Source organism: Flavonifractor sp. An52, from assembly GCF_002159385.1.
In the GTDB taxonomy this organism is placed as follows: domain Bacteria; phylum Bacillota; class Clostridia; order Oscillospirales; family Oscillospiraceae; genus Flavonifractor; species Flavonifractor avicola.
Genome location: NZ_NFIB01000002.1, coordinates 75,081 through 99,571, shown reverse-complemented (window position 1 = coordinate 99,571; position 24,491 = coordinate 75,081). Strand labels below are relative to the sequence as shown.

The window sequence follows — 24,491 nt, the reverse complement described above, 5'->3', positions numbered from 1 at the left end:
GGTGGGTGCTTTACGGGATTTCCCGGGAAAGGACAGAAAAGAGGGCTGCGTGTGCAGCCCTCTTTTGGGTTAAGGTCATCAATAGGCGGAGTTGAGCCACTCGATGCCGTCGATCTGCACGGTGAAGTAAGGCGCAGACTGGAAGTAGGACTCATGGAAAGCGCCGTCAAACACGGCCTCCTGGTCATCGGCCACGAAGTCGCCGTCGGTATCCAGGGCCATGCAGGTGGTGAGGGGCTGGCCCTCCACAGTGAAGGTGGAGGTGTCAAACACCTGCAGCTCGCCGGAACGGATCTGCTCCTCCACCTCGGCCAGCTTCTCAGCGGTGCCCTCGGCGGCGATGTCGGTGTTCAGCTCGGTCATAACCACAGCGCCCTCGTCCATGCCGTGGCACCAATCCTGGTCGAACTCCTCGCCGTTGGCCACGGCCTCGATGGCGTACTCAAAGTACACGGACCAGTCGATGCGGGTACCGATGAGGGAGGAATCGGGAGCCACGGAGATCATGTCGTTGTTGTAGCCGGTGTGGAAAGCGCCGTTGTTCTGGGCGGCGGTGGCGGGGGTGGTGTTGTCGGAGTGCTGGGAGATCATGACGCAGCCGGCGTCGCACAGAGCCTGGGCGGCATTGCCCTCCTCAGAGGCGTCGGACCAGGAGCCCACGAACTGGACCTTCATGGTCACGCTGGGGCACACGCTCTTGGCGCCCAGGTAGTAGGCGGTAAAGCCGGAGATCACCTCGGCGAAGGAGTAAGCGCCCACATAGCCGATAACGGCCTGGTCGGCGGTGATCTCGCCGTTGTCGATCATCTCCTGAAGCTTCATACCGGCAACCACGCCGGCCAGGTAGCGGCCCTCATAGATGTTGGCGAAGGCGTTGTGGGTGTTGTCCAGGCCGTCGTTCCAGGAAGCCTGGTTGGTGCAGGCGATGAACTCAATCTCGGGGTAGTCGGGAGCCACCTTCAGCATGAAGGGCTCAAAGCCGTAGGAGTTGTTGATGATCAGGTCGCAGCCGGCCTCGGCCAGCTCGATGTTGGCGTCCTCACAGGAGGAGTCCTCGCCGATGTTCCACTTGACCTGCCAGTCGATGTTGATGCCCTTGGCGGCCAGCTTCTCGGTGACAGCCTCCTTGCCGCGGATGAAGTTGTAGGTGTAGCCCTGGTCGTTCTCGTCGCCGATGCAGATCAGGCCCACCTTGACGCTCTTGCCCTCACCAGAGGGGGTCTCGGTGCTGCCGGAAGTGGTCTCGCCGCCAGCGGGGGTCTCGCTGTCCCCACCGCCGCCGCAGGCAGCCAGGCCCACCATCATGGCGCCGGCCAGGAGCAGTGCAAGCAGTTTTCTCTTCTTCATGTCCAAGTTTCCTCCTTTGATCCACAAAATCTTCCATTCTTTCCTTCAAAACAGCCTGCTTCCCTACAGGCTGGTCTGAACACACTCATGACGGCAGGCCGCTCAGCAGAACTCCACGCCGTCCTCTACACTCATACTCTTAATTCTCGCAAGAGATTCCACCCGCACGCCCATGCCGCGGATCAGGTCGCCGCCGGGCTGGAAGGCCTTCTCCACGGCGATACCGGCGCCCACCAGGGCAGCCCCGGCGTCCCGCACCAGCTTGATGAGGCCCTGGAGGGCAGAGCCGTTGGCCAGAAAGTCGTCAATGATGAGCACCCGGTCCTCGGGCAGCAGGAACTGCTTGGCCACAATGATATCGTATACCTTGCCGTGGGTAAAGGACTCCACTTTGGAGGTATACACGTCGCCGGCGATGTTCTTGGTCTTGTTCTTCTTGGCAAAGATCACCGGGCAATCAAAAAACTGCGCGGCCACACACGCGATCCCGATCCCCGATGCCTCGATGGTCAAAATCTTGGTAACCCCGCAGTCCTTGTACAAACGCAAAAATTCCTTACCCATTTCCTGAAACAGCTTGACATCCATCTGATGATTGAGGAAGCTGTCCACCTTCAGCACGCCGCCTTCCCGAATGATGCCGTCGGTGCGGATGCGATCTTCCAGCAATTTCATACCGCCGTCTCCTTAACAAAAAATTCATATTTATTGTATCGAATTCTGCATCCCTCTGCAACCGACCATATTCTATCAAAAAACAGCGCTCTCGTCACCTCTTTTTATTCATTTTGTCTGATTTATACAGGGTTTTTTCTGCCTCCCGCCCGGGAGGCCCTCCGTTTTTCGTTGTACTTTCCCCTTTCCTTTGCTAAAATAGGGGGTGTGAGACCCAGATCCCTGTTTTACCCATGATAAAGGAGGTCTTTTTTTCATGAAGCGCCGGATCTGTGCGGCGGCTCTCACCGCCGTTTTACTGCTTTGCGCCGCACCCCTCTCCCCCGCCGCCCGGGCTTTTTCCGATACCAGCGGCCACTGGGCCCAGGCCGACATCGACAAGGCCCGGGATTACGGCCTGATGGAGGGCTACCCCGACGGCCGGTTCGGCATCGGCGACGACATCACCCGGGCGGAATTTGTCACCGTCCTGTGCCGGATGTTTGACTGGGACATGATCTCCCCGTCCTCCCCCTCCTACATAGACTGCGGCACCAAGGAGTGGTACTACTCCGCGGTGGAGACCGCCCGGGCCCACGACGTGATGGACCCCAACGGCGCCTTCCGGCCCCTGGATCTCATCAGCCGGGAGGAGATGGCGGTGATGCTGGTCCGGGCCCTGGGGTACGACACCCTGGCCCAGGACCTGTCCTCCCTGTCCCTCCCCTTTGACGATGTGAAGAGCAACGCGGGCTACATCGCCATTGCCTATGACATCGGCATGATCAAGGGGGTGGCCGGCCCCAACGGTCAGCTCAAGTTCCTGCCCTCCCACTCCGCCACCCGGGAGGAGGCCGCCGCCATGCTGGTGCGGGTATATGAGCGGTACATCTCCAAGGTGGACTGGCTCCACGGCTTCTACGCCTTCTCCTCTTACTCCCAGATCAACCTGACCGCCGATATGGACGCCGTCAGCGTGGGCTGGGCCCGGCTGGAGTACGGCGAAAACGGCCCCACCCTCAACTCCACCAGCACAAACGGCAACGACTGGGTGAAACCCTCCGATCCCACCCCCGCCACCGACTACTTTACCAGCCACGGGGTAGACTACAACCTGTGCGTTTTTGGCTCGGCCACCGACTCGGTGACCCTGGCCGACGGCTCCACCACCTCCACCGTGGCCGCTGTGGTCAACAACTCCAACGCCCGGGCCCAGGCCATTGACGCCCTGGTGGCCGCCGCCGGGGACTACGCCGGCCTGACCATCGACTTCGAGGGGCTGAAGGGGGATACCATAAAGAAGAATTATGTCACCTTCATGCAGGAGCTGCGGGCCGCTCTGCCCGACAGCAAGACCCTGTATGTGTGCGTCCAGCCCGACACCTGGTACACCGGCTTTGACTACCGTGGCCTGGGTGAGGTGTGCGACAAGGTGATCCTCATGGCCCACGACTACCAGTGGATCTCCATCCCCGAGTCCTATGTGGGCACCGGCAACACCGACTCCCCCGTCACCCCCATTGCCAGCGTGTACGAGGCCCTGCGGGACATCACCGATCCGGATACCGGCGTCCGGGATGTGAGCAAGATCGCCCTGGCCATCTCCTTCGGCACCGCCGGGTTCCATATTGACGAGGATGGAAAACTCCTGGACACCACCATCTACCACCCCGGCGCCTCCACCCTGGCCGCCCGGCTGGCCCAGCCGGACACGGTGGTGACCTACAGCGACAAGTACCGCAATCCCTACGCCCTCTACACCGCCGAGGACGGCAGCCGCTACAAGGTCTGGTACGAGGACGCCCGCAGCGTAGCCGACAAGCTCCAGCTGGCCCGGATGTTCGGGGTCACCGGGGTCTCCCTGTGGCGGATCGGCGTCATTCCCGCCGCCGAGGGCTATGACGTGTGGAGCGCCGTCCAGGCCGCCCGATGACAGGACTCCCCCCTGACGAAAAGGAGAGATGGACATGATATCGGACAAAAAGCGATTCTGGAAGGAATTTTTCTGGATGAACGTGGCCACGGTCATGATCTCCGTGGGCGTCTACTGCTTCAAATTCCCCAACAACTTCTCCATGGGCGGTGTGTCCGGCCTGTCCATCCTGCTGGGCAAGGTGCTGCCCGTGCTGTCGGCCTCCTCCTACAACACCATTATTAATGTGCTCTTCCTCATCCTGGGCTTTCTGATGTTGGACAAGAGCTTTGGGTTCCGGACGGTGTACTGCTCCCTGCTGTCGGCGGGCCTGATCCAGGTATTCTCCTGGGTGTGGCCCCTCACCGCCCCCCTCACCGATCAGCTGATGCTGGAGCTCTTCTTCGCGGTCATCCTGCCCGCCCTGGGGGCCGCCATTCTGTTCAACATTGACGCCTCCTCCGGCGGCACCGACATCGCCGCCATGATTTTGAAGAAGTACACCGGTCTGGACGTGGGCACCGCCCTGCTCATCTCGGACGTGGCCATTGCGGCCGCCGCCCTCTTCGTCTTTGACGCCACGGCGGGCCTGTGCTCCCTGCTGGGTCTGGCCCTCAAGTCGGTGCTGGTGGACTCGGCCATCGAGTCCCTCAACCGCCGGAAGGCCTTCTTTGTCATCACCTCCGACCCGGAACACGTCTGCGACTATGTGACCCACACACTGGTGCGGGGCGCCACCGTCTGGACCGCTCAGGGCGCCTACACCCACGACGTCCACCACGTGGTGCTCACCGTTCTCTCCCGCAGGCAGGCGGTCACCCTGCGCCGCTATCTGAAGCAGGTGGACCCCCACGCCTTTATGATCGTGGCCAACTCCAGCGAGATTTTCGGCAAGGGCTTCCTGCGGGCGTAGGGGCAGAACACCGATAGATCTATACCCCCTGTACCGGGGCGGCGTTTGTGAATTTTCGATGAACGCCGCCCCGGTTTTCTTGCCTGTAGAGAAAAAAAGGTGTACACTAGTGCTGTTTCGCCGGAACAGTCCGGCAATCACAAGGAGGAACGAGATATGAATTGGAAGAAGCTCTTGTGCGCCGGACTGAGCGGCGCGCTTCTGGCCGGGGCCATGGCCGGTTGCAGCACGGCGGAGCCTCAGCCCACCCCCGCTGCCGACGACATCGCCTACCAGGCCACCGGCCTGAGCCGGGACACCGTGCTCTTCACCGTGGACGGCCGGGAGGTCACCGCCGACCAGTACCTGTACTGGCTGCTGACCAGCATCTCCACCGCCAAGAGCGCCGGCTATCTGGCCGACGACGAGGCCTGGGAGGAGGAGATCGAAGGTCAGCCCACCGCCGACTATCTGAAGGAGCAGGCCCTGGAGATCAGCAAGCTGTACGCCTCCGTGGCCAACCACGCCGATGAGGCGGGCATCGTGGTCACCGAGGATCAGCGGGCCGAGGCTGAGGAGCAGCTGGACCAGATGGGCGCCATGTATGAGGCCTACTACGGCCTGACCACCCAGGAGTGGCTGGACCAGCAGTGCATCAGCCGGGAGGGCTACCTGGGCCTGAACGACGCCTACTACCTGGTGTCCGGCCTGGAGGAGTCCCTGAAGGAGTCCGGCGAGCTGGACCCCACCGATGATGACATCCGGAACATGATCGATTCCGAGGGCATTTACAGCTGCAAGCACATCCTGCTGGCCTTCCCCCAGCACGACGACGGCTCCGATCCCACCGATGAGGAGAAGGCGGCCACCAAGGCGGAGGCCGACGCCCTGTATGCTGAGATCACCGCTGCTGCCGATCCCGCCGCCGCCTTTGACGCCGCCATGAACGAGCAGAGCGACGACGGCCGGGACGAGACCACCGGCGAGCTGTATAAGCCTGAGGGCTACACCTTCCTGTCCACCGGCGCCATGGTGGACGGCAGCGGCTCCCTGGTTACCGAGTTCGTCACCGCCGGTACCGAGCTGGAGGTGGGCCAGATCAGCCAGCCCGTGGAGACCGACTACGGCTACCACATCCTGCTGCGGCAGGACGCCGACAATGAGGAGACCCGCACCGCCTACACCGACTATGCCATGAACCAGCTGCTGGACCAGTGGACGGCGGACGCCAAGGTGGAGACCACCGAGGCCTATGACAACCTGGACCCCAAGGCCTTCTACGACTTCATGATGAACATGGTCCTGGAGTGGCAGGAGGAGCAGCAGGCTGAGGCCGAGGCCGCCGCCTCTGCCAGCCCCTCGGCGGAGACCGAGAGCCCCGCTCCTGAGACCGAATCCCCCGCGGCGGAGCCTTCCGCCTCCCCCGCAGCCTGAGGCCCTTTTTCGCATCCCCACGCAGCAGCCCGGCTTTGTCCCGGCTGCTGCGTTTTTTATTCATTCTTTCAACTATAATTATTTGATTTAAAACGATAGTTTCTTGTAAAAATACTGAGTTGTGACACCCTATATCTATAGTTGGGATATCCTCAGATATGCGGGGTGGCTGCTGTGGAAAAACAAAAGAAAAAGCGGTGGCTGGGTGAAGTGGGCACACGGGTGTGGAACTCCCGCGCCCAGCTGGGCATGAGCCGGGAACAGCTGGCCGAGCAGCTTGGCATTACAGCTCAGTACGTCAGCGACATTGAGCAGGGTAAAAAGTGTATGTCTATGTCTATTTTTGTAGAGATGAGTCAGGTGCTGGGAGTAGGACTGGACTTCCTGGCCCACGGCACTCCGCCGGAGGACCCGGCGGTGGATCGACTGGAGCGCCATCTGCGCCAGACCTCTCCTCTGGACCGGGAACTGGCCGCCCATATGCTTCTGCTGGCCCTGGAGGCGGCAGAGGCCATGGGCCCGGAGGAATAGGGCATGGCTGCCCACATTCGGGTGCTGGTGGCGGAGGACGACCCCGCCGCCCGGCGGCTGCTGAGCGAAGCCCTGCCCCGGCTGCCCGGGCTCTCCCTGTGCGGTGTGGCCGCCGACGGGCTGGAGTGCCTGGCCCTCATAGACCTGCTGCAGCCCGACGCGGTGCTGCTGGACCTGGTGATGCCCAACCTGGACGGGCTGGGGGTGCTGCGGGCCATGGGCCGGCGGCGGGATGGCCCTGTGGTGGTGGTCACCTCCCAGATCTCCCACCAGGGGGTGGTGGGGTGCGCCCTCTCCCTGGGCGCCAGCTACTATCTGGTCAAGCCAGTGAATGTCCAGGCCCTGCCGGAACTGCTCCAGTTCCTCTGCGGCGCGCCTCTGGAGCGCCAGGCTCTGGAACTGCTGTCCTCCATGGGAGCCTCCGGCCTGGGCATGGAGGCGGCTGCACGGGCCGCTGTGGTCCTCCATCAGCACCCCAACGCCCTGCTGAAGGAGGCTTACGCCCCCACCATTGCCGGTCAGCGCACCTGTTACGGCAGCGTGGAAAAGAATATCCGCTCCATGGTGGACAAGCTCCACACCAACCCATCCCCCGGCTATCTGGCCCTTATGGACGGCCTGCCGCCCCAGCGGCCCAGCAATCTGATCTTTCTCCGACACCTGGCCCGGGCTCTGGACCAGGGCGGCGGGTAAATGGAAAATATTTCCCATTCGACACCCTTAGGCCTCTTTTGCGGAAAAATATGGTAATCTATAGTCAGACCAACTACTTACCACCGCGAAGGAGGCGCTTTTATGCCGTTGCTACGTCGAAAGGGCCTGTTTGAAAGCAACCGGGTCCAGTTTATGCCCATTTCCGCCATCTCCCCCAATCCGGCCCAGCCCAGAAAGGTCTTTGCCCAGGACGGGCTGGAGGAATTGGCGGCCAGCATTAAGGAGCACGGGGTGCTCCAGCCCCTGTCGGTGCGCCGGACAAGCACCGGGCTGGAACTGGTGTCGGGAGAACGCCGTCTGCGGGCCTCCAAGCTGGCGGGGCTCACCGAAGTGCCCTGTATTATTGTCAGTGTAGACGGGCAGGAGTCCTCCCTGCTGGCCCTAGTGGAAAATTTACAGCGCCGGGACCTGGACTTTGTGGAGGAGGCCGCCGCCCTGTCCTCTCTCATTCAGACCTACCGTCTCTCCCAGGAGGAGGCCGCCAAACGGGTGGGCAAGTCCCAGTCCGCCGTGGCCAACAAGCTGCGGCTGCTGCGGCTCCCCCCTGCCGCCCTGTCGGTCCTCCGGGAGCACGGCTGCACCGAGCGCCACGCCCGGGCCCTTCTGAAACTGGACGACCCCGCCGCCCAGGAGGCGGCTGCCCGCTATGTGGCGGAGGAGGGCCTGACGGTGGCCAAGACCGAGCAATATGTGGAGGAGCTGCTCCACCCCGCCCCGGACAAGCCCGCCCGAAAGAAGCCCGCCTTTATTATTAAGGATGTGCGGCTCTTCCTCAACACCGTCACCCGTGGGCTGTCCATCATGAAAAGCGCCGGGGTGAACGCCAACTGCAAGCGCCAGGAGACGGCGGACTCCATCCAGCTGACCATTACCATTCCCAAATCATAGCCTTCCCTCTCTTTTGGAGTGTTTCACGTGAAACAGTGAAACACTCCTTTTTCTGTTTGACAATTAAGCTGTGTTTCACGTGAAACAACTTAAGGAACAACCATTCTTTTTCTTTTGCTGTTGAATTGCGTCAGGCAAGGGGATATAATAGAGCCTGAACCTTTACAAGAAAAAGGCAGGTGCGCTATGGCAAAAACCATCGCTATTGTAAATCAGAAGGGCGGGGTGGGCAAAACCACCACCTGCGTCAACCTGGCCGCCGCCCTGAAAAAGCTGGACCAGCGGGTGCTGGTCTGCGACTTTGACCCCCAGGCAAATACCACCTCCGGTTTCGGTGTGGACAAGACCATCTCCCCCAACATCTACGATGTGCTTCTCAACGGCGCCGACGTACACAAGGCTGTGGTGTCCACTCCCTATGTGGACGTGATCCCCGCCAACAAATCTCTGGCAGGCGCCACGGTGGAGATGATCACCGCCGACCACCGGGAGTATCTGCTGAAAAACGCCCTGGATACCCTGGAGACAGACTATGACTATATCTTCATTGACTGTCCCCCCTCTCTGGAGCTGCTCACCCTCAACGCCCTGTGCGCCGCCGATTCCGTGCTGGTGCCGGTACAGTGTGAATATTACGCACTGGAAGGACTGAGCGACCTGCTCTCTACCATCCGCATCGTCAAGCGGTCCCTCAACCCCAGAATTGGACTGGAAGGAGTCATCCTCACCATGTACGACGGGCGGACCAATCTGTCCATGCAGGTGGCGGAGGAGGTCAAGCGCCACTTCCCCGGTCAGGTGTACGCCACGGTAATCCCCCGCAACGTCCGCCTGTCCGAGGCCCCCAGCTTTGGCAAGCCGGTGCAGGCCTATGACCCCTATTCCCGGGGGGCTGAGGCCTATGGAGCCCTGGCGGCCGAACTGCTGGAACACAACCAATTTGCCATTACCCGGGAAGAAAGGAGCGAATGACTATGGCATTGGAACGCGGCCTGGGCAGAGGCCTGGGCGCGCTGCTGGGCGACGCCGCCCTCCAGTCCCAGGAGGGTGGTTCCCTCTCCCTCCCCATCTCCCAAGTGGAACCCGGCCTGAAGCAGCCCCGGAAGCGGTTCGACGAGGAATCCCTCCAGGACCTGGCCGACTCCATCCGCACCCACGGGGTCATTCAGCCCCTGACTGTGCGGCGGCTGGCCTCAGGCTACTATCAGATCATCGCCGGTGAGCGCCGGTGGCGGGCCGCCAAGATCGCGGGCCTCACCGAAATCCCCGCCGTCATCATCGAGGCCGACGACCGGAAGGTCATGGAGCTGGGCCTCATTGAAAATCTCCAGCGGGAGGACCTGAACCCGGTGGAAGAGGCCAACGGCTACAAAGTCCTGATGGACGAGTACGGCCTCACCCAGGAGGAGGTGGCCCAGCGGGTGGGCAAATCCCGCCCGGCGGTGGCCAACGCCCTGCGTCTGCTGGCTCTCCCCGATCCCGTCCACCAGCTGCTGGAGGAGGGTAAGCTGTCCGCCGGACACGCCCGGGCCATTCTGGCCGCCCCCACCGGCGAGCTGCAAAAGAAGCTGGCCCAGAAGGTCATTGCTGAGGACTTGAGCGTCCGGCAGACCGAGGCCCTGGCCAAGCGGCTGGCTGCCGGCGAAAAGGAGCCCCCCTCTCCCCCGCCCGGCCCCGACCTGTCCATCTACCTGCGGGCGGCGGAAAAATCCCTGGCCGCCCGGTTTGGCCGCAAGGTTAACATTATCAGCGGCAAGAAAAAGGGTAAAATAGAGCTGGAATACTATAATCCGGAGGATCTGAACACGCTGCTGGACCTGCTGGAACAGCTGCCTTCCTCCAATCAGGGAGGTGCCGACCTTTGAGCAAACCCGATCCCGAGAAGCAGGAGCGCAGCCGCCTCCAGCACGAGGCCGAGCATGAAAAGCCAACCAAGCGCAACCCGGTGCTCTTCTATCTGATGATCCTGTTCGCAGCAGCCTTTTTGCTGCTGCTCATGTCCTTCCTCATGCAGCGTCGGGCCAATCAGGAGGCCATCGACAACCTGCAGGAGACCTCCAACTCCGCCACCCAGTCCCTGCAAAATACCATTGCCCAGAATGAAACCCTGACCAAACAGGTGGAAGATCTGCAATCCGCTGTCTCCGACAACCAGCAGACCATCCGGGATCAGGAGGACCGTCTGGAGGAACTGGAGCAGGAGAACGAGGAGCTGACCAAGAGCACCCAGGCCATGGACTGGTTCTGGCAGATCAACGAAGCCTATGTGCGGGGCCGCTACACCCAGGCCCGCACCCTCATTGAGGATATGGGCGAAGAGCTGCCGGAGTACCTGCCCAAGGAGAGCATCACCGACAACGACCGCTTCTCCCCCTACGACCGCTATCAGGAGATCTACGAAGCCCTGTATTAAACGGTTTAGTGGGATATAACGCCCACCTTACCGAAGACATGATAGCCGAGCAGAAGGCTCGGGCCACCTGTCACAACATTCTGCCCCGCACATTGTTTCACGTGAAACGGCAGGCGGAACAAAACCGCCTGCCTTCTCTTCCCTATCACACATCAGAAAGGTTGTATCACACCATGCTGGATATCAAGTTTGTTCGTGAGAACCCCGAGATCGTTAAGGAAAACATCAAGAAGAAATTCCAGGACGAGAAGCTGCCCCTGGTGGACCAGGTCATCGCCCTGGACGCTGAGAACCGCAAGACCATCCAGGAGGCCCAGGATCTGCGTACCGCCCGCAACGCCAAGAGCAAGCAGGTGGGCGTGCTGATGGGCCAGTCCAAGAAGGACCCCTCCAAGCTGGCCGAGGCCGAGGCCCTGAAGGCTGAGGTCAAGGCGGACGCCGACCGTCTGGCCTTCCTGGAGAACCGGGAGACCGAGCTGGCCGAGGAGATCCGTAAGATCATGCTGGTCATCCCCAACATCATCGACCCCTCTGTGCCCATCGGCCCCGACGACTCCTGCAATGTGGAGGTTCAGCGCTTTGGCGAGCCCGTCACCCCCGACTATGAGATTCCCTACCACACCCAGATCATGGAGTCCTTTGACGGCATCGACATGGACGCCGCCGGCCGGGTGTCCGGCAACGGCTTCTACTATCTGATGGGCGACATTGCCCGCCTCCACGAGGCTGTGCTGGCCTACGCCCGTGACTTTATGATTGACAAGGGCTTCACCTTCTGCGTGCCCCCCTTCATGATCCACGGCAACGTGGTGGAGGGCGTTATGTCCCAGACCGAGATGGACGCCATGATGTACAAGATCGAGGGCGAGGACCTGTATCTGATCGGTACCTCCGAGCACTCCATGATCGGCAAGTTCATCGACCAGATCATCCCCGAGGAGAAGCTGCCTCAGACCCTCACCTCCTACTCCCCCTGCTTCCGCAAGGAGAAGGGCGCTCACGGCATCGAGGAGCGGGGCGTGTACCGCATCCATCAGTTCGAGAAGCAGGAGATGGTGGTTGTCTGTAAGCCCGAGGACTCCATGAAGTGGTATGAGCAGATGTGGCGCTACTCTGTGGAGCTCTTCCGCTCCCTGGACATCCCCGTCCGTCAGCTGGAGTGCTGCTCCGGCGACCTGGCCGACCTGAAGGTCAAGTCCTGCGATATCGAGGCCTGGTCTCCCCGTCAGCAGAAGTACTTTGAGGTGTGCTCCTGCTCCAACCTGGGCGACGCCCAGGCCCGCCGCCTGAAGATGCGGGTCAAGGGCGAGAAGGGCACCTACCTGCCCCACACCCTGAACAACACCGTGGTGGCTCCTCCCCGTATGCTCATCGCCTTCCTGGAGAACAACCTCCAGGCCGACGGCAGCGTGAAGATTCCCGAGGTCCTGCGCCCCTACATGGGCGGCAAGGAAGTGCTGGTGCCCAAGCACTAATGAACGTAGGGGCGGCCCTTGTGGCCGCCCGCACAGAATAAAGGAGTACCAAATGTCCGCAAAAGAGAAAACCAAAGGCTTTATGGCCGAGTTCCGCAAGTTTATTGCCCGTGGCAACGTAATGGATCTGGCTGTCGGCGTTATCATCGGCGGCGCCTTCAAGACCATCGTGGATTCCCTGACCAACGACATTCTTATGCCCTTCGTGGGCCTGTTCATCGGCGAGTCCACCTTCGCCGCCCTCACCTTCCAGCTGGGAGGCGCCACCATCGCCTTCGGCAGCTTTATCCAGGCGGTGGTCAACTTCCTCATCATGGCCTTCGTCATCTTCTGTCTGGTGAAGGGCATCAACCGCTTCCACCGCAAGAAGGAGGAGGCCGCCGAGACCGCTCCGGCAGAGCCTGTGCTCACCACCCAGGAGCAGCTGCTCACGGAGATCCGTGATCTGCTGAAGGAGCAGAACCATGACTGACCGGCCCGACAACAACACCAACCGGGAGGAGCGGGAACCCTACGTTCCCGCCTCCCCGGTCAAGCGTATCATGGCCTGGGTGGGCATTGTCTACATGGTGGGCTTTGTGATCCTCAACATCTACCCCTTCTTCAATCAGGGGAACTATCTCACCGGTATCGCCCCCCTCTTTGCCTGCCCCGGTATCGCCGGGTTCTTCGCCATCTCCCTCTATCTGACCCGCCACCCGGACAGCACCTATTCCCGCAAAGTATCCATGGCCATTCTGGCGGTGCTCTGCGCCGTGGGCTTCGTGGTAAGTCTGGCGCTGGGCATCCCTCCCCTGCTGGCCAATTTCGGTATCTGAATGGAACAAGCCCTGGGACCTTACGTCCCACCGTGAAACGGAGGTAAGCGCAATGAAACGACTGCTTTCCCTGCTTGTGACCGGCTCTCTGCTTGTAACACCCGTCCTGGCCGCCCAGACCGGCGTGGAGGACTCCTTCCCTGCCGTGCGGGAGCCCGCGTCCTTCGCCGACGTGGCCGGCGGCAGCTGGTATACCGACGCCGCCGGGCTGTGCTATGTCACCGGCCTGCTCAACGGCACCGGCAACGGGAACTTCTCCCCCACCCGCTCCGTCACCATCGGCGAGGCGGCCACTCTGGCCGCCCGCATCCACCATATCCTGAACGGCGGGGACGGCACCCTGCCTGAAGCGCCGGCCGAGTGGGGCCAGGTGGTCCTCACCCGGGCCGACGGTGTGTCCGTCGGTCTCCAGCAGAATCAATCCACCGGCTTCTGGCTGGATGAAAAGAGCCTCCAGCTCTGTTTCAATCTGGATGAGAGCTGGAAGGCCGCCATTGGCCAGACCGTCACCCTCACCCTCAACGGCACCAACTACACCGGCACTCTCAATTGGCAGACCCAGAACTGGAAGCCGCCGTTCTACTTCCAGCCTGACTTCCACAGTCAGAACTACCAGCAGTATTACGATGATCTGTGGGATGCCCTCTGGCGGCCCGCCCCCGGCGACTGGAGCCGGAACACCGCCTACTATCTGGAGACGGTGCTCCACACCGGTCCCGACCAGATCAACGGCCTGGGCACAACCGCCACCCGGCTGGACTTCGTGAAGCTGCTCTCCCTGGTATCCGGCGACCTGCTGGAGCCCATCAACGACATCACCGACTTCCCCGACGCCACCCAGGAGACCAAGGATGTGGTCCTCCCCTTCTATCAGGCGGGCATCCTCACCGGCACCGACGACTACGGCACCTTCCGTGCCAACGGCACCCTGAGCCGGGCGGAGATGGCCACCATGGCGGCCCGGCTCATTCGGCCGGAGCTGCGCCAGGAGTTCACCATTAAGACAGTGGACGACAGCCGCTACACCCTCACGCCCCTGGATCTGAAGGGGGGCAAGGCCGAGGGCAGCTGGTCCACCTCCTCCCTGCTCCCTGTGACCTATGAGGACCACTGGGCCCTGTACCGTGCCGACGGCAGCTGGTACACCCCGGAGGCGGGCACGGCGTTTCTGGACGCCAACGAGGACGGCCTGGTGATGATGGAGGCCGCCGACGATAGCTACGCCGTGATGGACAGCACCAAGGACTGGGCCGCCGTTCCCTTTACGCCCAACTGGTCCTGCAAGCTGCTGGGCGACGGTTTGTTTATCAGCCAGCCCTCCTATGGGGCCGATCCCATCCTCCACGACCGGACCGGCGCCTCCATTGCCACCCTCACCGGCGACGGCCATTGGGACGTGCTCAGCGACGGACTGGCCCCTTGCCTGGATGAGAGCGCCCGGCTGTATGGCTTTGTGAACACCAAGGGCCAGTGGGTCATCCCGGCCCAGTATATTGAGGTCAAATACTTCCGTGACGGCTATGCCGCCGTCAAGCAGGAGGGCGGCTGGGGGGTCATCGACACCACCGGCAAGCTGGTCATCCCCTGCGCCCAGCCCAGTCTGGAACACCGGGGCGGCCCCTGGTTCTACAGCAGCTCCGGCCAGTGGCTTGCCGCCGACGGCTCCGCCGTACCTGCCGCCGCCGCCTCCTACAACGGCCAGAACATCACCCTCACCGGAAACTACTTCCCCTGCGGCACCTACTACCTGGACCGAAATTTCCAGCCCGTCACCCCCCAGATCTTCGACTGGACCGGGCCGGTGGATGAAAACGGGCAGGCCTTTGTGGGTATGGACGGGGCCGCCTACCGGATCACCTTGAACTAAGGGTTGGTTTTCCACATCCCCTCCCCTCTTTGGGGAAACGTATCTGAAAAAAGGAGTCACATCCATGGCCGACGAGAAAAACACCACCCAGACTTCCACATCCTTTCGTCTGGACGCCCAGCTGCCCCGCATTCAGCAGGGGCTGGATACCCTGGGCATCCACACGCCGGGAGGCGCGGAAGCCCTGGCCCAATACGGCGCCATGCTGCTGGAGCAGAATCAGGTCATGAATCTGACCGCCATCACCGATCCCGACCAGGTGGTGGACCTCCACTTCCTGGACTGCGCCGCCCTGCTTACCATCGGCGAGGACTTCAAAGACAAGACCCTCATCGATGTGGGTACCGGCGCCGGATTCCCCGGTATGCCTCTGAAGATCCTGGAGCCCTCTCTGAAGGTCACTCTGCTGGACAGTCTGGGCAAACGGGTCAACTGGTTGGAAACTGTATGTAAAGTACTTTCCCTTGACGAAGTTACCTGTCTCCACGCCAGGGGCGAGGAGCAGGCTCACCAGGAGGGCTTCCGGGACAGCTTTGACTTCGCCGTGTCCCGGGCGGTGGCCTCTCTGGAGCTGCTCAGCGAACTGTGCCTGCCCTATGTGAAGGTGGGCGGCAAGTTCCTGGCCATGAAGAGCGTGGACAGCGGCGACGAGGTGGACAAGGCCTCCCGGGCCATCGCCAAGCTGGGAGGGCGCCTGCTGCCCCGGGTGGACTATGAGATCCCCGGCACCGGCGTCACCCACCGGGTGGTGGTGGTGGAGAAGGTCTCCCCCACCCCCAAGGGCTATCCCCGCCGGTGGGCCAGAATGCAGAAATCCCCCCTTTAAGGCAGATTTGTGCATATGTTACTAAGTTAAGCATTGCGTCTGACGAAATAATGTGTTATTCTAATCTTGTATGTCGGGAGTGAACCTATGTCCACAGCAATCGTTATCACTTCAGGGAAGGGCGGCACAGGAAAGACCTCCCTCACCGGCGGCGTAGGCTCCTGCCTGGCCGCTCTGGGACATCAGGTCCTGTGCATCGATATGGATATCGGCCTGCGGAACCTGGACCTGAATCTGGGCCTCAGCGACCGGGCCCTGATGGACTTTACCGACGTGCTCTGCGGACGCTGTCCGCTGGAGCGGGCGGCGGTCCCCCACCCGGTGATCCAGGGTCTGAACCTGATCACCGCGCCGGTGAATCTGCCCGACGAGCCCCTCAGCGAGTACGCCATGCGGGATCTGGTCCGCCAGGCCAAGCAGAAGTACGACTATATTTTGATGGACTCCCCCGCCGGACTGGGCGAGGGCTTCCGGCTGGCCTGCTGTGCCGCGGACCGGGCCATCGTGGTCTCCACCACCGATTCCTCCGCCCTGCGGGACGCACAGCGCACCGTGTCGGTGCTGCGCAAGCAGCTGCCCCAGCTCCACCTGGTGGTCAACCGGGTGCAGCCCAAGATCCTGCGGCGGCTCCACACCACCATTGACGACGCCATGGATACCGCCGGTCTGCCCCTGCTGGGCATCGTGCCGGAGGACCCCCAGGTCATCCTCAGCGCCAACCGGGGAGAACCCCTCATCCTGTGCGCCAGCCGAGGGGCTGCCATCGCCTACTTAAACATTGCCAAGCGGCTGACGGGACAAAAAGTCCCCCTGATGAAGCTTCGAGCCTGATATCTCGAAAGGAAGAGAAGGTGTAGTATGAATATCGCGTTGATGAGCCACGATCGAAAAAAAGAGCTGATGGTGCAATTCTGTATTGCGTACTGCGGCATCCTGTCCAAGCACACGATCTGCGCCACCAACACAACAGGCCGTCTGGTGGCGGAGGCTACCGGTCTGCCCGTCCAGCTCTTCCTGTCCCATGAGCACGGCGGCAGCCAGCAGATCGGCGCCCGTATCGCCTACAATGAGATCGATATGGTGCTCTTCTTCTCCGATCCCCAGTCCAGCGATCTGGACGCGGATCTGAAGTATATCACCCGCCTGTGCGACCAGTACAATATCCCGGTTGCCACCAACGTGGCCACCGCTGAGATGCTGATTCATGGTCTGGAGCGGGGCGATCTGGATTGGAGAGACATCATCAATCCCAAGACCAAACCTTTTACCGCCTAAACAGCAAACCATCGCCCCGCTCCAGCACGCCGCCCCGGCGGCGCGGCGGCTCATGCCGCCGAAGGCCGGCGGAATTCACTTCCGGCGGCCGCATCTGAAATCACTGGGGTCCCCGCACGATGGATACCATCGGGTGGGGCGCGGGGCGACCTGGACTGGAGAGACATCATCAATCCCAAGACCAAGCCCTTTACCGCGTGATTCAGACGGGCGGCCCCTGCGGGCCGCCCGTTTTATTGCCGGAAAGCGTGGAAAAGGATTGACTTTTCCCCCTTTTCGGGATAATATCGTAAGAGCTGAAACCGCAATGACGGAGCAAGTACCGCTCACACCGCCGCACCAGAGAAGGGTCCCCTGGCTGGAAGGACCTGCGGCAGGCGGCCGGGAGACGGCTCCACCAGCGGGCCCGGAGACGGGCGCGGTCCCCTTCCCGCAACAGAAGGCCAGAGGGCGCTTTTCGAGCGCCGAACATGGGTGGCACCACGAAAGCAGGCGCTTTCGTCCCGTGACAAGGGACGAGAGCGCCTTTTTGCGGATATCCGCCCTCACCGAGCCAAAATCCCAAATGTTACGATACAAAGGAGCATCACTATGGCCCAGATCAAACCCCGTACCCTGTCCGGTTTTATGGAGCTGCTGGCCCCAGCGGGTCGGTGACCCGCCGGGGGCCCCGGATTTGATTCAAATAGGCCGAACTGAATTCGGCCTATTTCAAGGTTTTGCTGCGCAAAACGCTTGACGCCGCACTTGCGGCGTTGGCAGGCAGCAGCCTCTATTACTCTACAAAGGAGCATCACTATGGCCCAGATCAAACCCCGTACCCTGTCCGGCTTTATGGAGCTGCTGCCTGCCCGCCAGGTGCAGTTCGACCGGATGGTGGACATCCTCCGCAAGAGCTACTCCCTCTACGGCTTTACCCCCCTGGACACCCCGGCCATCGAGGCCAGCGAGGTGCTGCTGGCCAAGGGCGGCGGCGAGACCGAGAAGCAGATCTACCGCTTCACCAAGGGTGACAGCGACCTGTCCCTCCGCTTTGACCTGACCGTGCCTCTGGCCAAGTATGTGGCCCTCCACCAGAACGAGCTCACCTTCCCCTTCCGCCGGTTCCAGATCGGCAAGGTGTACCGGGGTGAGCGGGCTCAGAAGGGCCGCTACCGGGAGTTCTATCAGGCCGACATCGACGTCATCGGCGACGGCGCCCTGGACATCACCAATGAGGCCGAGATCCCCTCCATCATCTACAAGACCTTCACCGCCCTGGGCCTGCGCCGCTTTAAGATCCGGGTGAACAACCGGAAGGTCCTCAACGGCCTCTTTGCCCTGCTGGGCCTGGAGGAGCAGGCCGGCGACGTGATGCGCACCATCGACAAGCTGGAGAAGATCGGCCCCGAGAAGGTGAAGGCCATCCTGGTGGACGACTTTGCCGTGGCCGCCGACACCGCCGACACCCTGCTGGGCCTGCTGGCGGCTGAGGACCCCATGGCCGCCCTGGAGCCTTTCAAGGGCAAGAACGAGCTCTTTGACCTGGGCGTGTCCGAGCTGGAGACCGTGGTCAAGTATATGTCCGCCTACGGCGTACCGGAGGACCATTTCATGGTGGACCTGACCATTGCCCGAGGCCTGGACTACTACACCGGCACCGTGTATGAGACCGTCATGCTGGACCACCCCGAGGTGGGCTCCATCTGCTCCGGCGGGCGATATGATAACTTGGCGGAATATTATACCGATAAACAACTCCCCGGAGTGGGTATTTCCATTGGTCTGACCCGCCTGTTCTCCGTGCTGGAGGCCCAGGGCTACCTGAACGAGGAGATGAACACCGCTCCCGCAGACGTGCTGATCCTGCCCATGACGGAGGACCTCTCCCCCGCCATCTCTTTTGCCACCACCCTGCGGGAGGCGGGCGTGCGGGCCCAGCTCCACTGCGAGAAGAAGAAGTTCAAGCAGAAGCTGTCCTACGCCGACAAGCTGTCCATTCCCTACGCCGCCTTCCTGGGCGAGGACGAGATCGCTCAGGGCAAGGTGACCGTGAAGGACCTGACCACCGGCGAGCAGCAGACCGTGACCCCCGCTGAGGCGGTGGCTCTGGTCCAGGCCGGTCTCACCGCCCGGTCCGCCGGCGCTCCCATCCGGGACAAGGACTGAATGGAACTTTCCCCCTTTCAAGCCGTCTATAAAAGACAAACCTGTGCCATTTGACAAGGAGGAATCATTCCATGAAAAAGCTTGCCGCTCTGGTCCTGTCCGCCGCCCTGCTGGTGGGCTCCGCCGCCGCCATCTCCCCCGAGGAGGCTTTCCCCTCGGTCAACGAATACCCCGGCTTTATTGATGTGGAGGCCGGTTCCTGGTACGAAGATCCCGCCCGCATCTGTGCCGAGGTGGGACTGATGCAGGGCACGGGCCACGCCTTTGCCCCCTTCGGCGTCCTCACCGTGGGCGAGGTGGCCGCCATCGCCGCCCGCATGAACGAGGCCATCACCGGAGACCCTATCCCCATGGCCACTCCCAAGCCCGGCAAGACTCTGCCCTGGTATTTCTCCTATGTGAAGTACCTGGAGGACCTGGGCATTGACGTGCCCGACCCGGAAAAGCAGGCCACCCGTCAGGAGTTTGTGTCCATCCTGGCCGCTGTGGTGCCCGAGGAGATGCTCTCCCCCATCAACACCATCACCACCCTGCCCGACACCAAGGACGAGGCCGTGCTGCGCTTCTACAACGCGGGCATCCTCACCGGCGTGGACGACTGGGGCACCTTCGCTGCCAATAACAGCCTGACCCGTGCCGAGACCGCCGCCATGGTGGCCCGTGTGGCCCGCACCGACCTGCGCCAGACCTTCACCCCCGCCGACTACACCCCCTTCACCGCCGCTGGTCTCAAGCCCTCCGACGTGCTGTTCACCAACGGCACCACCGCCGGGGCATACCTGCCCTATGTGCAGGAGCTGATCGACGGCCTGGAGGCCGACTGCGCCGCCGCCGGCATGGAGTTCAACTGGTTCAACACCGTGGACGGCGTCACCTTCCTGGACTACGTGAAGAACACCGCCCTCACCCACTTCGGTGTCACCGCCAAGGAGGGCACCGACCTGTACAAGAACTTCGACGTGCAGGTGTACTACAGCAAGGTCATCGACCTGCGGGGTTAATTGCAAACAAGGGCAAAAACCCGGCTATTTTGTAATATAGAAAAGAAATAATACAATTTGGAGTTGATTTCACATGGCTAATGTCAAAACCGCCTACCGCACCCACACCTGTGGGGAGCTCCGCATGGAGCAGGTAGGCCAGACCGTCACCCTGGCGGGCTTCCTGGAGAACTTCCGTGAGGTGGGCGCCAGCCTGGGCTTCGCCGTCCTGCGGGACTTCTACGGCACCACCCAGGTGGTGGCCGAGACCGAGGAGATGGTCAAGACCATCAAGGCTCTGAACAAGGAGTCCACCATTGCCGTCACCGGCGTGGTGCGGGAGCGTGACTCCAAGAACCCCAAGCTGCCCACCGGCGACATTGAGGTGGTGCCCGAGAAGATCGAGGTGCTGGGCCGCTGCCGCCACAACGAGCTGCCCTTCCAGGTCAACCGCAGCCGCGAGGCCGACGAGACCCAGCGGCTGAAGTACCGCTACCTGGATCTCCGTAACCCCGCCGTGAAGAACAACATCATCCTCCGCTCCCAGGTGGTGGCCGCCCTGCGGCAGGCCATGACCGCTCAGGGCTTTATGGAGATCACCACCCCCATTCTGACCGCCTCCTCCCCCGAGGGCGCCCGTGACTACCTGGTGCCCAGCCGCAAGCACCCCGGCAAGTTCTACGCCCTGCCCCAGGCTCCCCAGCAGTTCAAGCAGCTGCTGATGGCCTCCGGCTTCGACAAGTACTTCCAGATCGCCCCCTGCTTCCGGGACGAGGACGCCCGGGGCGACCGCTCCCCCGGCGAGTTCTATCAGCTGGACATGGAGATGGCCTTCGCCGGTCAGGAGGATGTGTTTGCCGTTCTGGAGCAGGTGCTTCCCCCCATCTTCGCCCAGTACGGCACCTACAACGTGGCCTCTGAGGCTCCCTTCCAGCGGATCTCCTACCTGGAGGCCATGGACAAGTACGGCTCCGACAAGCCCGACCTGCGCATCGACCTGACCGTTACCGACGCCACCGAGGTACTGGGTTCCTGCGGCTTTGGTCCCTTCGAGGGCAACACCGTCAAGGCCATCGTGGTGTCCGGCTTTGAGGGCACCCGCAAGCAGATCGACGGCATCTGCAACGAGGTGGAGGTCCAGTCCGGCAACAAGGCCTACTGGTTCCGTCTGGATGAGAAGGGCGAGATCGTGGGCGGCATCGCCAAGTTCGTCCAGCCCATTAAGGACGCCGTGGTGTCCGCTCTGGGTCTGGAGCCCGGCTGCTTCGTGGGCCTCACCGCCGGCAAGCTGCTCACCGCTCAGAAGACCGCCGGTGTGCTTCGCTCCAAGCTGGGCAACTTCTGCCCCAACCACATGGACAAGGAGCGCTACGAGTTCTGCTGGATCGTGGACTTCCCCATGTACGAGATCGGCGAGGAGTCCGGCGAGCTGGAGTTCTGCCACAACCCCTTCTCCATGCCCAACGGCGGCCTGGAGATCCTGAAGAAGGCCGCTGCCGGCGAGGTGGACCCCCTCAGCATCACCGCCTTCCAGTACGACCTGGTGTGCAACGGCGTGGAGCTGTCCTCCGGCGCCGTGCGGAACCACGACCCCGAGATCATGATCGAGGCCTTCCAGCTGGTGCGGCTGGGCGAGGAGGACGTGAAGGCCAAGTTCCCCGCCATGTACAACGCCTTCACCTACGGCGCGCCCCCCCACGCGGGCATCGCCCCCGGCGTGGACCGTATGGTCATGCTGCTGGCCGGCGAGGACTCCATCCGTGAGATCATCCCCTTCCCCATGAACAAGAACGCCCAGGACCTGATGATGGGCGCGCCCTCTTTCGTCACCGACGCCCAGCTCAACGAGCTGAACATCGTGTGTACCAAGAAAGAGGACGAGGAATAAAACCAAACAGAACGGCCCCCATCGGATATGCTCCGATGGGGGCCGTTTTTCATTTTATTTCTTGCCCAGCAGCTCCATGCCCACCTGGCGGCCCAGCTCCTCGGCCTGGGCGGTGACGGTGTCCACGATTTCATGGACGTAGTCGCAGTTACCGCACAGGGAGGCCCAGCCCGGCAGCTTGCCCCCCAGCCCCGCCAGCAGCTCCCGCTCGGGGATAAGGCCCAGGGCAGTAATGAGGGTGTCGCAAGCCACCTGCTCCTCCTTGCCGCTGTCCAGATGGCGGAGGGTGACGCCGGTAAGCCGCCCCTCGCCGTGGAGGCGGGTAACGGTGGTCCGGGTCATCAGAGGGATGCGGTGCTCCAGCAGACAGGAGCGGTAGTTGCGTACCATGCCGCCGCAGCTCCCCTTCTGCTCCACCACACCCAGCACCTGGCAGCCCTCCAGCACGAACCGGCGGGCCATGATGAGGCCCAGATCCCCGCTGCCCAACACCAGCACCTTTCTTCCCGGCCGCCAGTGGCGCAGGTTGATCATCCGCTGAGCCTCCCCGGCGGTAAACACCCCGGCGGGCCGGGTGCCGGTGACGGGGAGGGAACCGATGGTCTTTTCCCGGCAGCCAGTAGCCAGAATGAGCCGCCGGAAGGCCACCGGCTCATACCCGCCGGGGCCGGACAGCTCCGCCGTCCGCCGCTGGGACAGGGAGAGCACGGTGGTGTTGAGGCGCACGCTCACCGCCGCCCCCTCCATCTGGGCCACAATGCGCCCGGCGTACTCCGGCCCGGTGAGGTTGCGCTGGAAGTAGCCCAGGCCGAAGCCCTGGTGGATGCACTGGGGCAAAATGCCCCCCAGCCGCTCCTCCCGGTCCACCAGCAGCACCGAAACCGGCCCCGCGCCCGCGGCGGCCAGTGCGGCAGACATCCCCGCCGCGCCGCCGCCCACCACCAACAGATCAACCTTCTCCATGCCGTCCTCCTGTCAGCAGCCGGGAACCCGGCCCATCCTTTTGCAGATCCTCCGGGGGCACCCCCAGCATCCGGGCCATGAGGGCCATGATCCGGTCCCCGCAGAAGGCCCCCTGGCACCGGCCCAGGCCGGTGCCCGTCCGCCGCTTCACCCCGTCCAGGGTGACCGCACCCCGGTGGATGGCGTCCCGCACCTCCCCCTCGGTGATGCCGCCGCACCGGCACAGAATGCGGCCATAGGCCGGGTCCCGGGCCACCAGCGCCGCCCGGGCCTCCCGTGTCAGCTCGCGGGGCCGTACCGGTGCTTTTCGCTCCGGCCGGAAGGTGGAGTCCAGTTCCCCCTTCCCCAGCTGGTCCGCCACCTGGGGGGCCAGCCAGGCCCCCAGAGCCTGGGCACAGGTGAGGCCGGGGGTCTTGATGCCGATGAGGCTCCACAGGCCTCTGGCGGGATTGGTAACGGTGAAATCGTGGATGCTCTGGGCCCGCACCACGTTGTAGGGCTTGGGCCGCACCCCGGCAAAGGAGCGGATGGTCAGCTCCAGATCCAGCTCGGGGGCCACCTGGGCCGCCAGCTGGCGCAGCTTGGCCAGGCCCGCCTCAGTGGTGGCGGACAGAGGCCCCACCCCCGGCTGCTCCGAGGGACCCAGCAGCAGCTTGCCGTCCAGGGTGGGCACCATGGTCAGGCCCTTGCCCTTCTCCTCCGGCTCATGGAAGATGACATGATTGACATAGTGGCCCGCCCCCTGGTCCAGGATCAGATAGTCCGCCTTCTCCGGGGTGATACGCACCGTAGGCGGAGCGGCCAGCTCCTGGACCTGGTCGGCGTGGAGGCCGCAGCAGTTGACCACCGCCGCCGCCCACAGCTCCCCCCGGAGGGTAACCACCCGCCAGCCGCCGTGCTCCGGCAGCAGGTCGGTGACCGGGGCGTTGAGCCAGGGGGCGACACCGTTGGCCAGGGCGTTCTCCCAGGCGGCGTAGCACAGCTCCCAGGGGTCGGTCACCCCGGTGTCGGGGGCGTAGAGGGCGGAGGACACGCCGGGGGCCAGCCCCGGCTCCCACTCCAGGGCCGCCCGGCCCGACATGAGCTTGAGGCCCTCCACCCCGTTCTCCATGCCCTGGATCATCTTTCGCTGTAACGTCTGGTCGGCGTTGGGCCCGTAACTTACCATTAAGGAGCCCCGCCGGGCAAAGGGCACCCCCAGCTCCCGGCACAGGTCCCCGAAGCCCTTACAGGCCGACACGCACAGCCGGGTCTTGAGGGTGCCCGGCTTGGTGTCGCAGCCGGTATATACAATGGCGGTGTTTGCCCGGGAAATGCCGGTACACACGTCCTCCCGGGCCTCCACCAGGGCCACCTTCAGGGGGTGGCGGCGCAGCTCCCGGGCCATAAAGCAGCCCAGCAGCCCGCCGCCCAGTACCGCCACGTCGTAGCGCTCCATGGTCCATCCTCCTCTCTTAATGTGCCCC

At 62.8% G+C, this 24,491-nt stretch carries 23 protein-coding genes; 19 read left to right on the top strand and 4 right to left on the bottom strand.

The annotated features are described in order from the left end of the window. Positions 1–78 precede the first annotated feature (78 nt). Together B5G06_RS01270 and B5G06_RS01265 are read right to left on the bottom strand one after the other, a co-directional pair. Positions 79–1,347: a BMP family ABC transporter substrate-binding protein gene (locus B5G06_RS01270; protein ID WP_087187294.1), complete on the bottom strand. Its 1,269-nt coding sequence runs from the start codon at positions 1,345–1,347 to the stop codon at positions 79–81. 102 nt (positions 1,348–1,449) lie between these two features. Continuing rightward, positions 1,450–2,022 (bottom strand): xanthine phosphoribosyltransferase, encoded by a 573-nt coding sequence (locus tag B5G06_RS01265; protein ID WP_087187293.1) that lies wholly within the window; start codon positions 2,020–2,022, stop codon positions 1,450–1,452. 256 nt (positions 2,023–2,278) lie between these two features. Here B5G06_RS01265 and B5G06_RS01260 point away from each other — a divergent pair, with 256 nt between their 5' ends. From B5G06_RS01260 to aspS, 19 genes are all read left to right on the top strand, one after another. Then, positions 2,279–3,934 carry an S-layer homology domain-containing protein gene (locus tag B5G06_RS01260; protein ID WP_087187292.1) on the top strand — a complete coding sequence of 552 codons (1,656 nt, stop codon included), beginning with the start codon at positions 2,279–2,281 and terminating at the stop codon, positions 3,932–3,934. A 34-nt stretch (positions 3,935–3,968) separates the two neighbouring features. Beyond that, the gene (locus B5G06_RS01255) at positions 3,969–4,826 is read left to right on the top strand and encodes a YitT family protein (protein WP_242955301.1); all 858 of its coding nucleotides are present in this window, start codon (positions 3,969–3,971) and stop codon (positions 4,824–4,826) included. A 156-nt stretch (positions 4,827–4,982) separates the two neighbouring features. Then, positions 4,983–6,239, top strand: a complete 1,257-nt coding sequence (locus tag B5G06_RS01250; protein ID WP_087187291.1) for a peptidylprolyl isomerase — start codon at positions 4,983–4,985, stop codon at positions 6,237–6,239. Between the two features lie 174 nt (positions 6,240–6,413). Then, a complete protein-coding gene (locus tag B5G06_RS01245) occupies positions 6,414–6,770 on the top strand; it encodes a helix-turn-helix domain-containing protein (RefSeq protein ID WP_242955300.1) in 357 nt (118 codons plus the stop codon). 3 nt (positions 6,771–6,773) lie between these two features. Then, positions 6,774–7,463 (top strand): response regulator, encoded by a 690-nt coding sequence (locus tag B5G06_RS01240; protein ID WP_087187290.1) that lies wholly within the window; start codon positions 6,774–6,776, stop codon positions 7,461–7,463. Between the two features lie 102 nt (positions 7,464–7,565). Beyond that, positions 7,566–8,372, top strand: coding sequence for a ParB/RepB/Spo0J family partition protein (locus B5G06_RS01235; RefSeq protein WP_087187289.1), 807 nt, complete (start codon positions 7,566–7,568; stop codon positions 8,370–8,372). 186 nt (positions 8,373–8,558) lie between these two features. After that, on the top strand, positions 8,559–9,344 hold the full coding sequence (locus tag B5G06_RS01230) for a ParA family protein (RefSeq protein WP_087187288.1): 786 nt from the start codon (positions 8,559–8,561) through the stop codon (positions 9,342–9,344). 2 nt (positions 9,345–9,346) lie between these two features. After that, a complete protein-coding gene (locus B5G06_RS01225) occupies positions 9,347–10,237 on the top strand; it encodes a ParB/RepB/Spo0J family partition protein (RefSeq protein WP_087187287.1) in 891 nt (296 codons plus the stop codon). Beyond that, entirely contained in the window at positions 10,234–10,785 is a 552-nt protein-coding gene (locus tag B5G06_RS14265) for a hypothetical protein (RefSeq protein WP_242955299.1), read from the top strand. The genes B5G06_RS01225 and B5G06_RS14265 overlap by 4 nt, the downstream gene beginning before the upstream one ends. 173 nt (positions 10,786–10,958) lie before the next feature. After that, positions 10,959–12,260, top strand: a complete 1,302-nt coding sequence (serS, locus tag B5G06_RS01215; protein WP_087187286.1) for a serine--tRNA ligase — start codon at positions 10,959–10,961, stop codon at positions 12,258–12,260. Positions 12,261–12,312: 52 nt separating this feature from the next. Then, a complete protein-coding gene (gene mscL / locus B5G06_RS01210; protein WP_087187285.1) occupies positions 12,313–12,732 on the top strand; it encodes a large-conductance mechanosensitive channel protein MscL in 420 nt (139 codons plus the stop codon). Beyond that, entirely contained in the window at positions 12,725–13,078 is a 354-nt protein-coding gene (locus B5G06_RS01205; protein ID WP_087187284.1) for a hypothetical protein, read from the top strand. Before mscL ends, B5G06_RS01205 begins: the two co-directional genes overlap by 8 nt. Positions 13,079–13,130: 52 nt before the next feature. Next, the gene (locus B5G06_RS01200; protein WP_087187283.1) at positions 13,131–14,945 is read left to right on the top strand and encodes a WG repeat-containing protein; all 1,815 of its coding nucleotides are present in this window, start codon (positions 13,131–13,133) and stop codon (positions 14,943–14,945) included. A gap of 64 nt (positions 14,946–15,009) precedes the next feature. Next, positions 15,010–15,771, top strand: a complete 762-nt coding sequence (rsmG, locus tag B5G06_RS01195) for a 16S rRNA (guanine(527)-N(7))-methyltransferase RsmG (protein WP_087187282.1) — start codon at positions 15,010–15,012, stop codon at positions 15,769–15,771. An 87-nt stretch (positions 15,772–15,858) separates the two neighbouring features. Further along, a complete protein-coding gene (gene minD, locus B5G06_RS01190) occupies positions 15,859–16,602 on the top strand; it encodes a septum site-determining protein MinD (protein ID WP_087187281.1) in 744 nt (247 codons plus the stop codon). A 27-nt stretch (positions 16,603–16,629) separates the two neighbouring features. Beyond that, entirely contained in the window at positions 16,630–17,046 is a 417-nt protein-coding gene (locus B5G06_RS01185) for a methylglyoxal synthase (RefSeq protein WP_087187280.1), read from the top strand. Positions 17,047–17,844: 798 nt separating this feature from the next. After that, positions 17,845–19,194: a histidine--tRNA ligase gene (hisS, locus tag B5G06_RS01180; protein ID WP_087187279.1), complete on the top strand. Its 1,350-nt coding sequence runs from the start codon at positions 17,845–17,847 to the stop codon at positions 19,192–19,194. A gap of 71 nt (positions 19,195–19,265) precedes the next feature. Next, positions 19,266–20,195 carry a hypothetical protein gene (locus B5G06_RS01175; protein ID WP_087187278.1) on the top strand — a complete coding sequence of 310 codons (930 nt, stop codon included), beginning with the start codon at positions 19,266–19,268 and terminating at the stop codon, positions 20,193–20,195. Positions 20,196–20,268: 73 nt separating this feature from the next. Then, complete coding sequence (aspS, locus tag B5G06_RS01170; RefSeq protein ID WP_087187277.1) at positions 20,269–22,062, top strand: aspartate--tRNA ligase; 1,794 nt, start codon at positions 20,269–20,271, stop codon at positions 22,060–22,062. 54 nt (positions 22,063–22,116) lie between these two features. Here aspS and B5G06_RS01165 read toward each other — a convergent pair whose 3' ends face one another. Continuing rightward, entirely contained in the window at positions 22,117–23,025 is a 909-nt protein-coding gene (locus tag B5G06_RS01165) for an NAD(P)/FAD-dependent oxidoreductase (protein ID WP_087187276.1), read from the bottom strand. Beyond that, positions 23,012–24,463, bottom strand: a complete 1,452-nt coding sequence (locus B5G06_RS01160) for an NAD(P)/FAD-dependent oxidoreductase (RefSeq protein WP_087187275.1) — start codon at positions 24,461–24,463, stop codon at positions 23,012–23,014. The genes B5G06_RS01165 and B5G06_RS01160 overlap by 14 nt, the downstream gene beginning before the upstream one ends. Positions 24,464–24,491 lie beyond the last annotated feature (28 nt).

Bases quoted from the DNA above. Each gene is read 5' to 3' on its own strand.
- B5G06_RS01270 (WP_087187294.1), bottom strand. From the start codon at position 1,347: ATGAAGAAGAGAAAACTGCTTGCACTGCTCCTGGCCGGCGCCATGATG.
- B5G06_RS01185 (WP_087187280.1), top strand. From the start codon at position 16,630: ATGAATATCGCGTTGATGAGCCACGATCGAAAAAAAGAGCTGATGGTG.
- B5G06_RS01160 (WP_087187275.1), bottom strand. From the start codon at position 24,463: ATGGAGCGCTACGACGTGGCGGTACTGGGCGGCGGGCTGCTGGGCTGC.
- mscL (WP_087187285.1), top strand. From the start codon at position 12,313: ATGTCCGCAAAAGAGAAAACCAAAGGCTTTATGGCCGAGTTCCGCAAG.
- B5G06_RS01175 (WP_087187278.1), top strand. From the start codon at position 19,266: ATGAAAAAGCTTGCCGCTCTGGTCCTGTCCGCCGCCCTGCTGGTGGGC.
- hisS (WP_087187279.1), top strand. From the start codon at position 17,845: ATGGCCCAGATCAAACCCCGTACCCTGTCCGGCTTTATGGAGCTGCTG.
- B5G06_RS01225 (WP_087187287.1), top strand. From the start codon at position 9,347: ATGGCATTGGAACGCGGCCTGGGCAGAGGCCTGGGCGCGCTGCTGGGC.
- serS (WP_087187286.1), top strand. From the start codon at position 10,959: ATGCTGGATATCAAGTTTGTTCGTGAGAACCCCGAGATCGTTAAGGAA.
- B5G06_RS01255 (WP_242955301.1), top strand. From the start codon at position 3,969: ATGATATCGGACAAAAAGCGATTCTGGAAGGAATTTTTCTGGATGAAC.
- B5G06_RS01250 (WP_087187291.1), top strand. From the start codon at position 4,983: ATGAATTGGAAGAAGCTCTTGTGCGCCGGACTGAGCGGCGCGCTTCTG.
- rsmG (WP_087187282.1), top strand. From the start codon at position 15,010: ATGGCCGACGAGAAAAACACCACCCAGACTTCCACATCCTTTCGTCTG.
- B5G06_RS01260 (WP_087187292.1), top strand. From the start codon at position 2,279: ATGAAGCGCCGGATCTGTGCGGCGGCTCTCACCGCCGTTTTACTGCTT.
- B5G06_RS01200 (WP_087187283.1), top strand. From the start codon at position 13,131: ATGAAACGACTGCTTTCCCTGCTTGTGACCGGCTCTCTGCTTGTAACA.
- B5G06_RS01235 (WP_087187289.1), top strand. From the start codon at position 7,566: ATGCCGTTGCTACGTCGAAAGGGCCTGTTTGAAAGCAACCGGGTCCAG.
- B5G06_RS01165 (WP_087187276.1), bottom strand. From the start codon at position 23,025: ATGGAGAAGGTTGATCTGTTGGTGGTGGGCGGCGGCGCGGCGGGGATG.
- aspS (WP_087187277.1), top strand. From the start codon at position 20,269: ATGGCTAATGTCAAAACCGCCTACCGCACCCACACCTGTGGGGAGCTC.
- B5G06_RS01205 (WP_087187284.1), top strand. From the start codon at position 12,725: ATGACTGACCGGCCCGACAACAACACCAACCGGGAGGAGCGGGAACCC.
- minD (WP_087187281.1), top strand. From the start codon at position 15,859: ATGTCCACAGCAATCGTTATCACTTCAGGGAAGGGCGGCACAGGAAAG.
- B5G06_RS01240 (WP_087187290.1), top strand. From the start codon at position 6,774: ATGGCTGCCCACATTCGGGTGCTGGTGGCGGAGGACGACCCCGCCGCC.
- B5G06_RS01265 (WP_087187293.1), bottom strand. From the start codon at position 2,022: ATGAAATTGCTGGAAGATCGCATCCGCACCGACGGCATCATTCGGGAA.
- B5G06_RS01230 (WP_087187288.1), top strand. From the start codon at position 8,559: ATGGCAAAAACCATCGCTATTGTAAATCAGAAGGGCGGGGTGGGCAAA.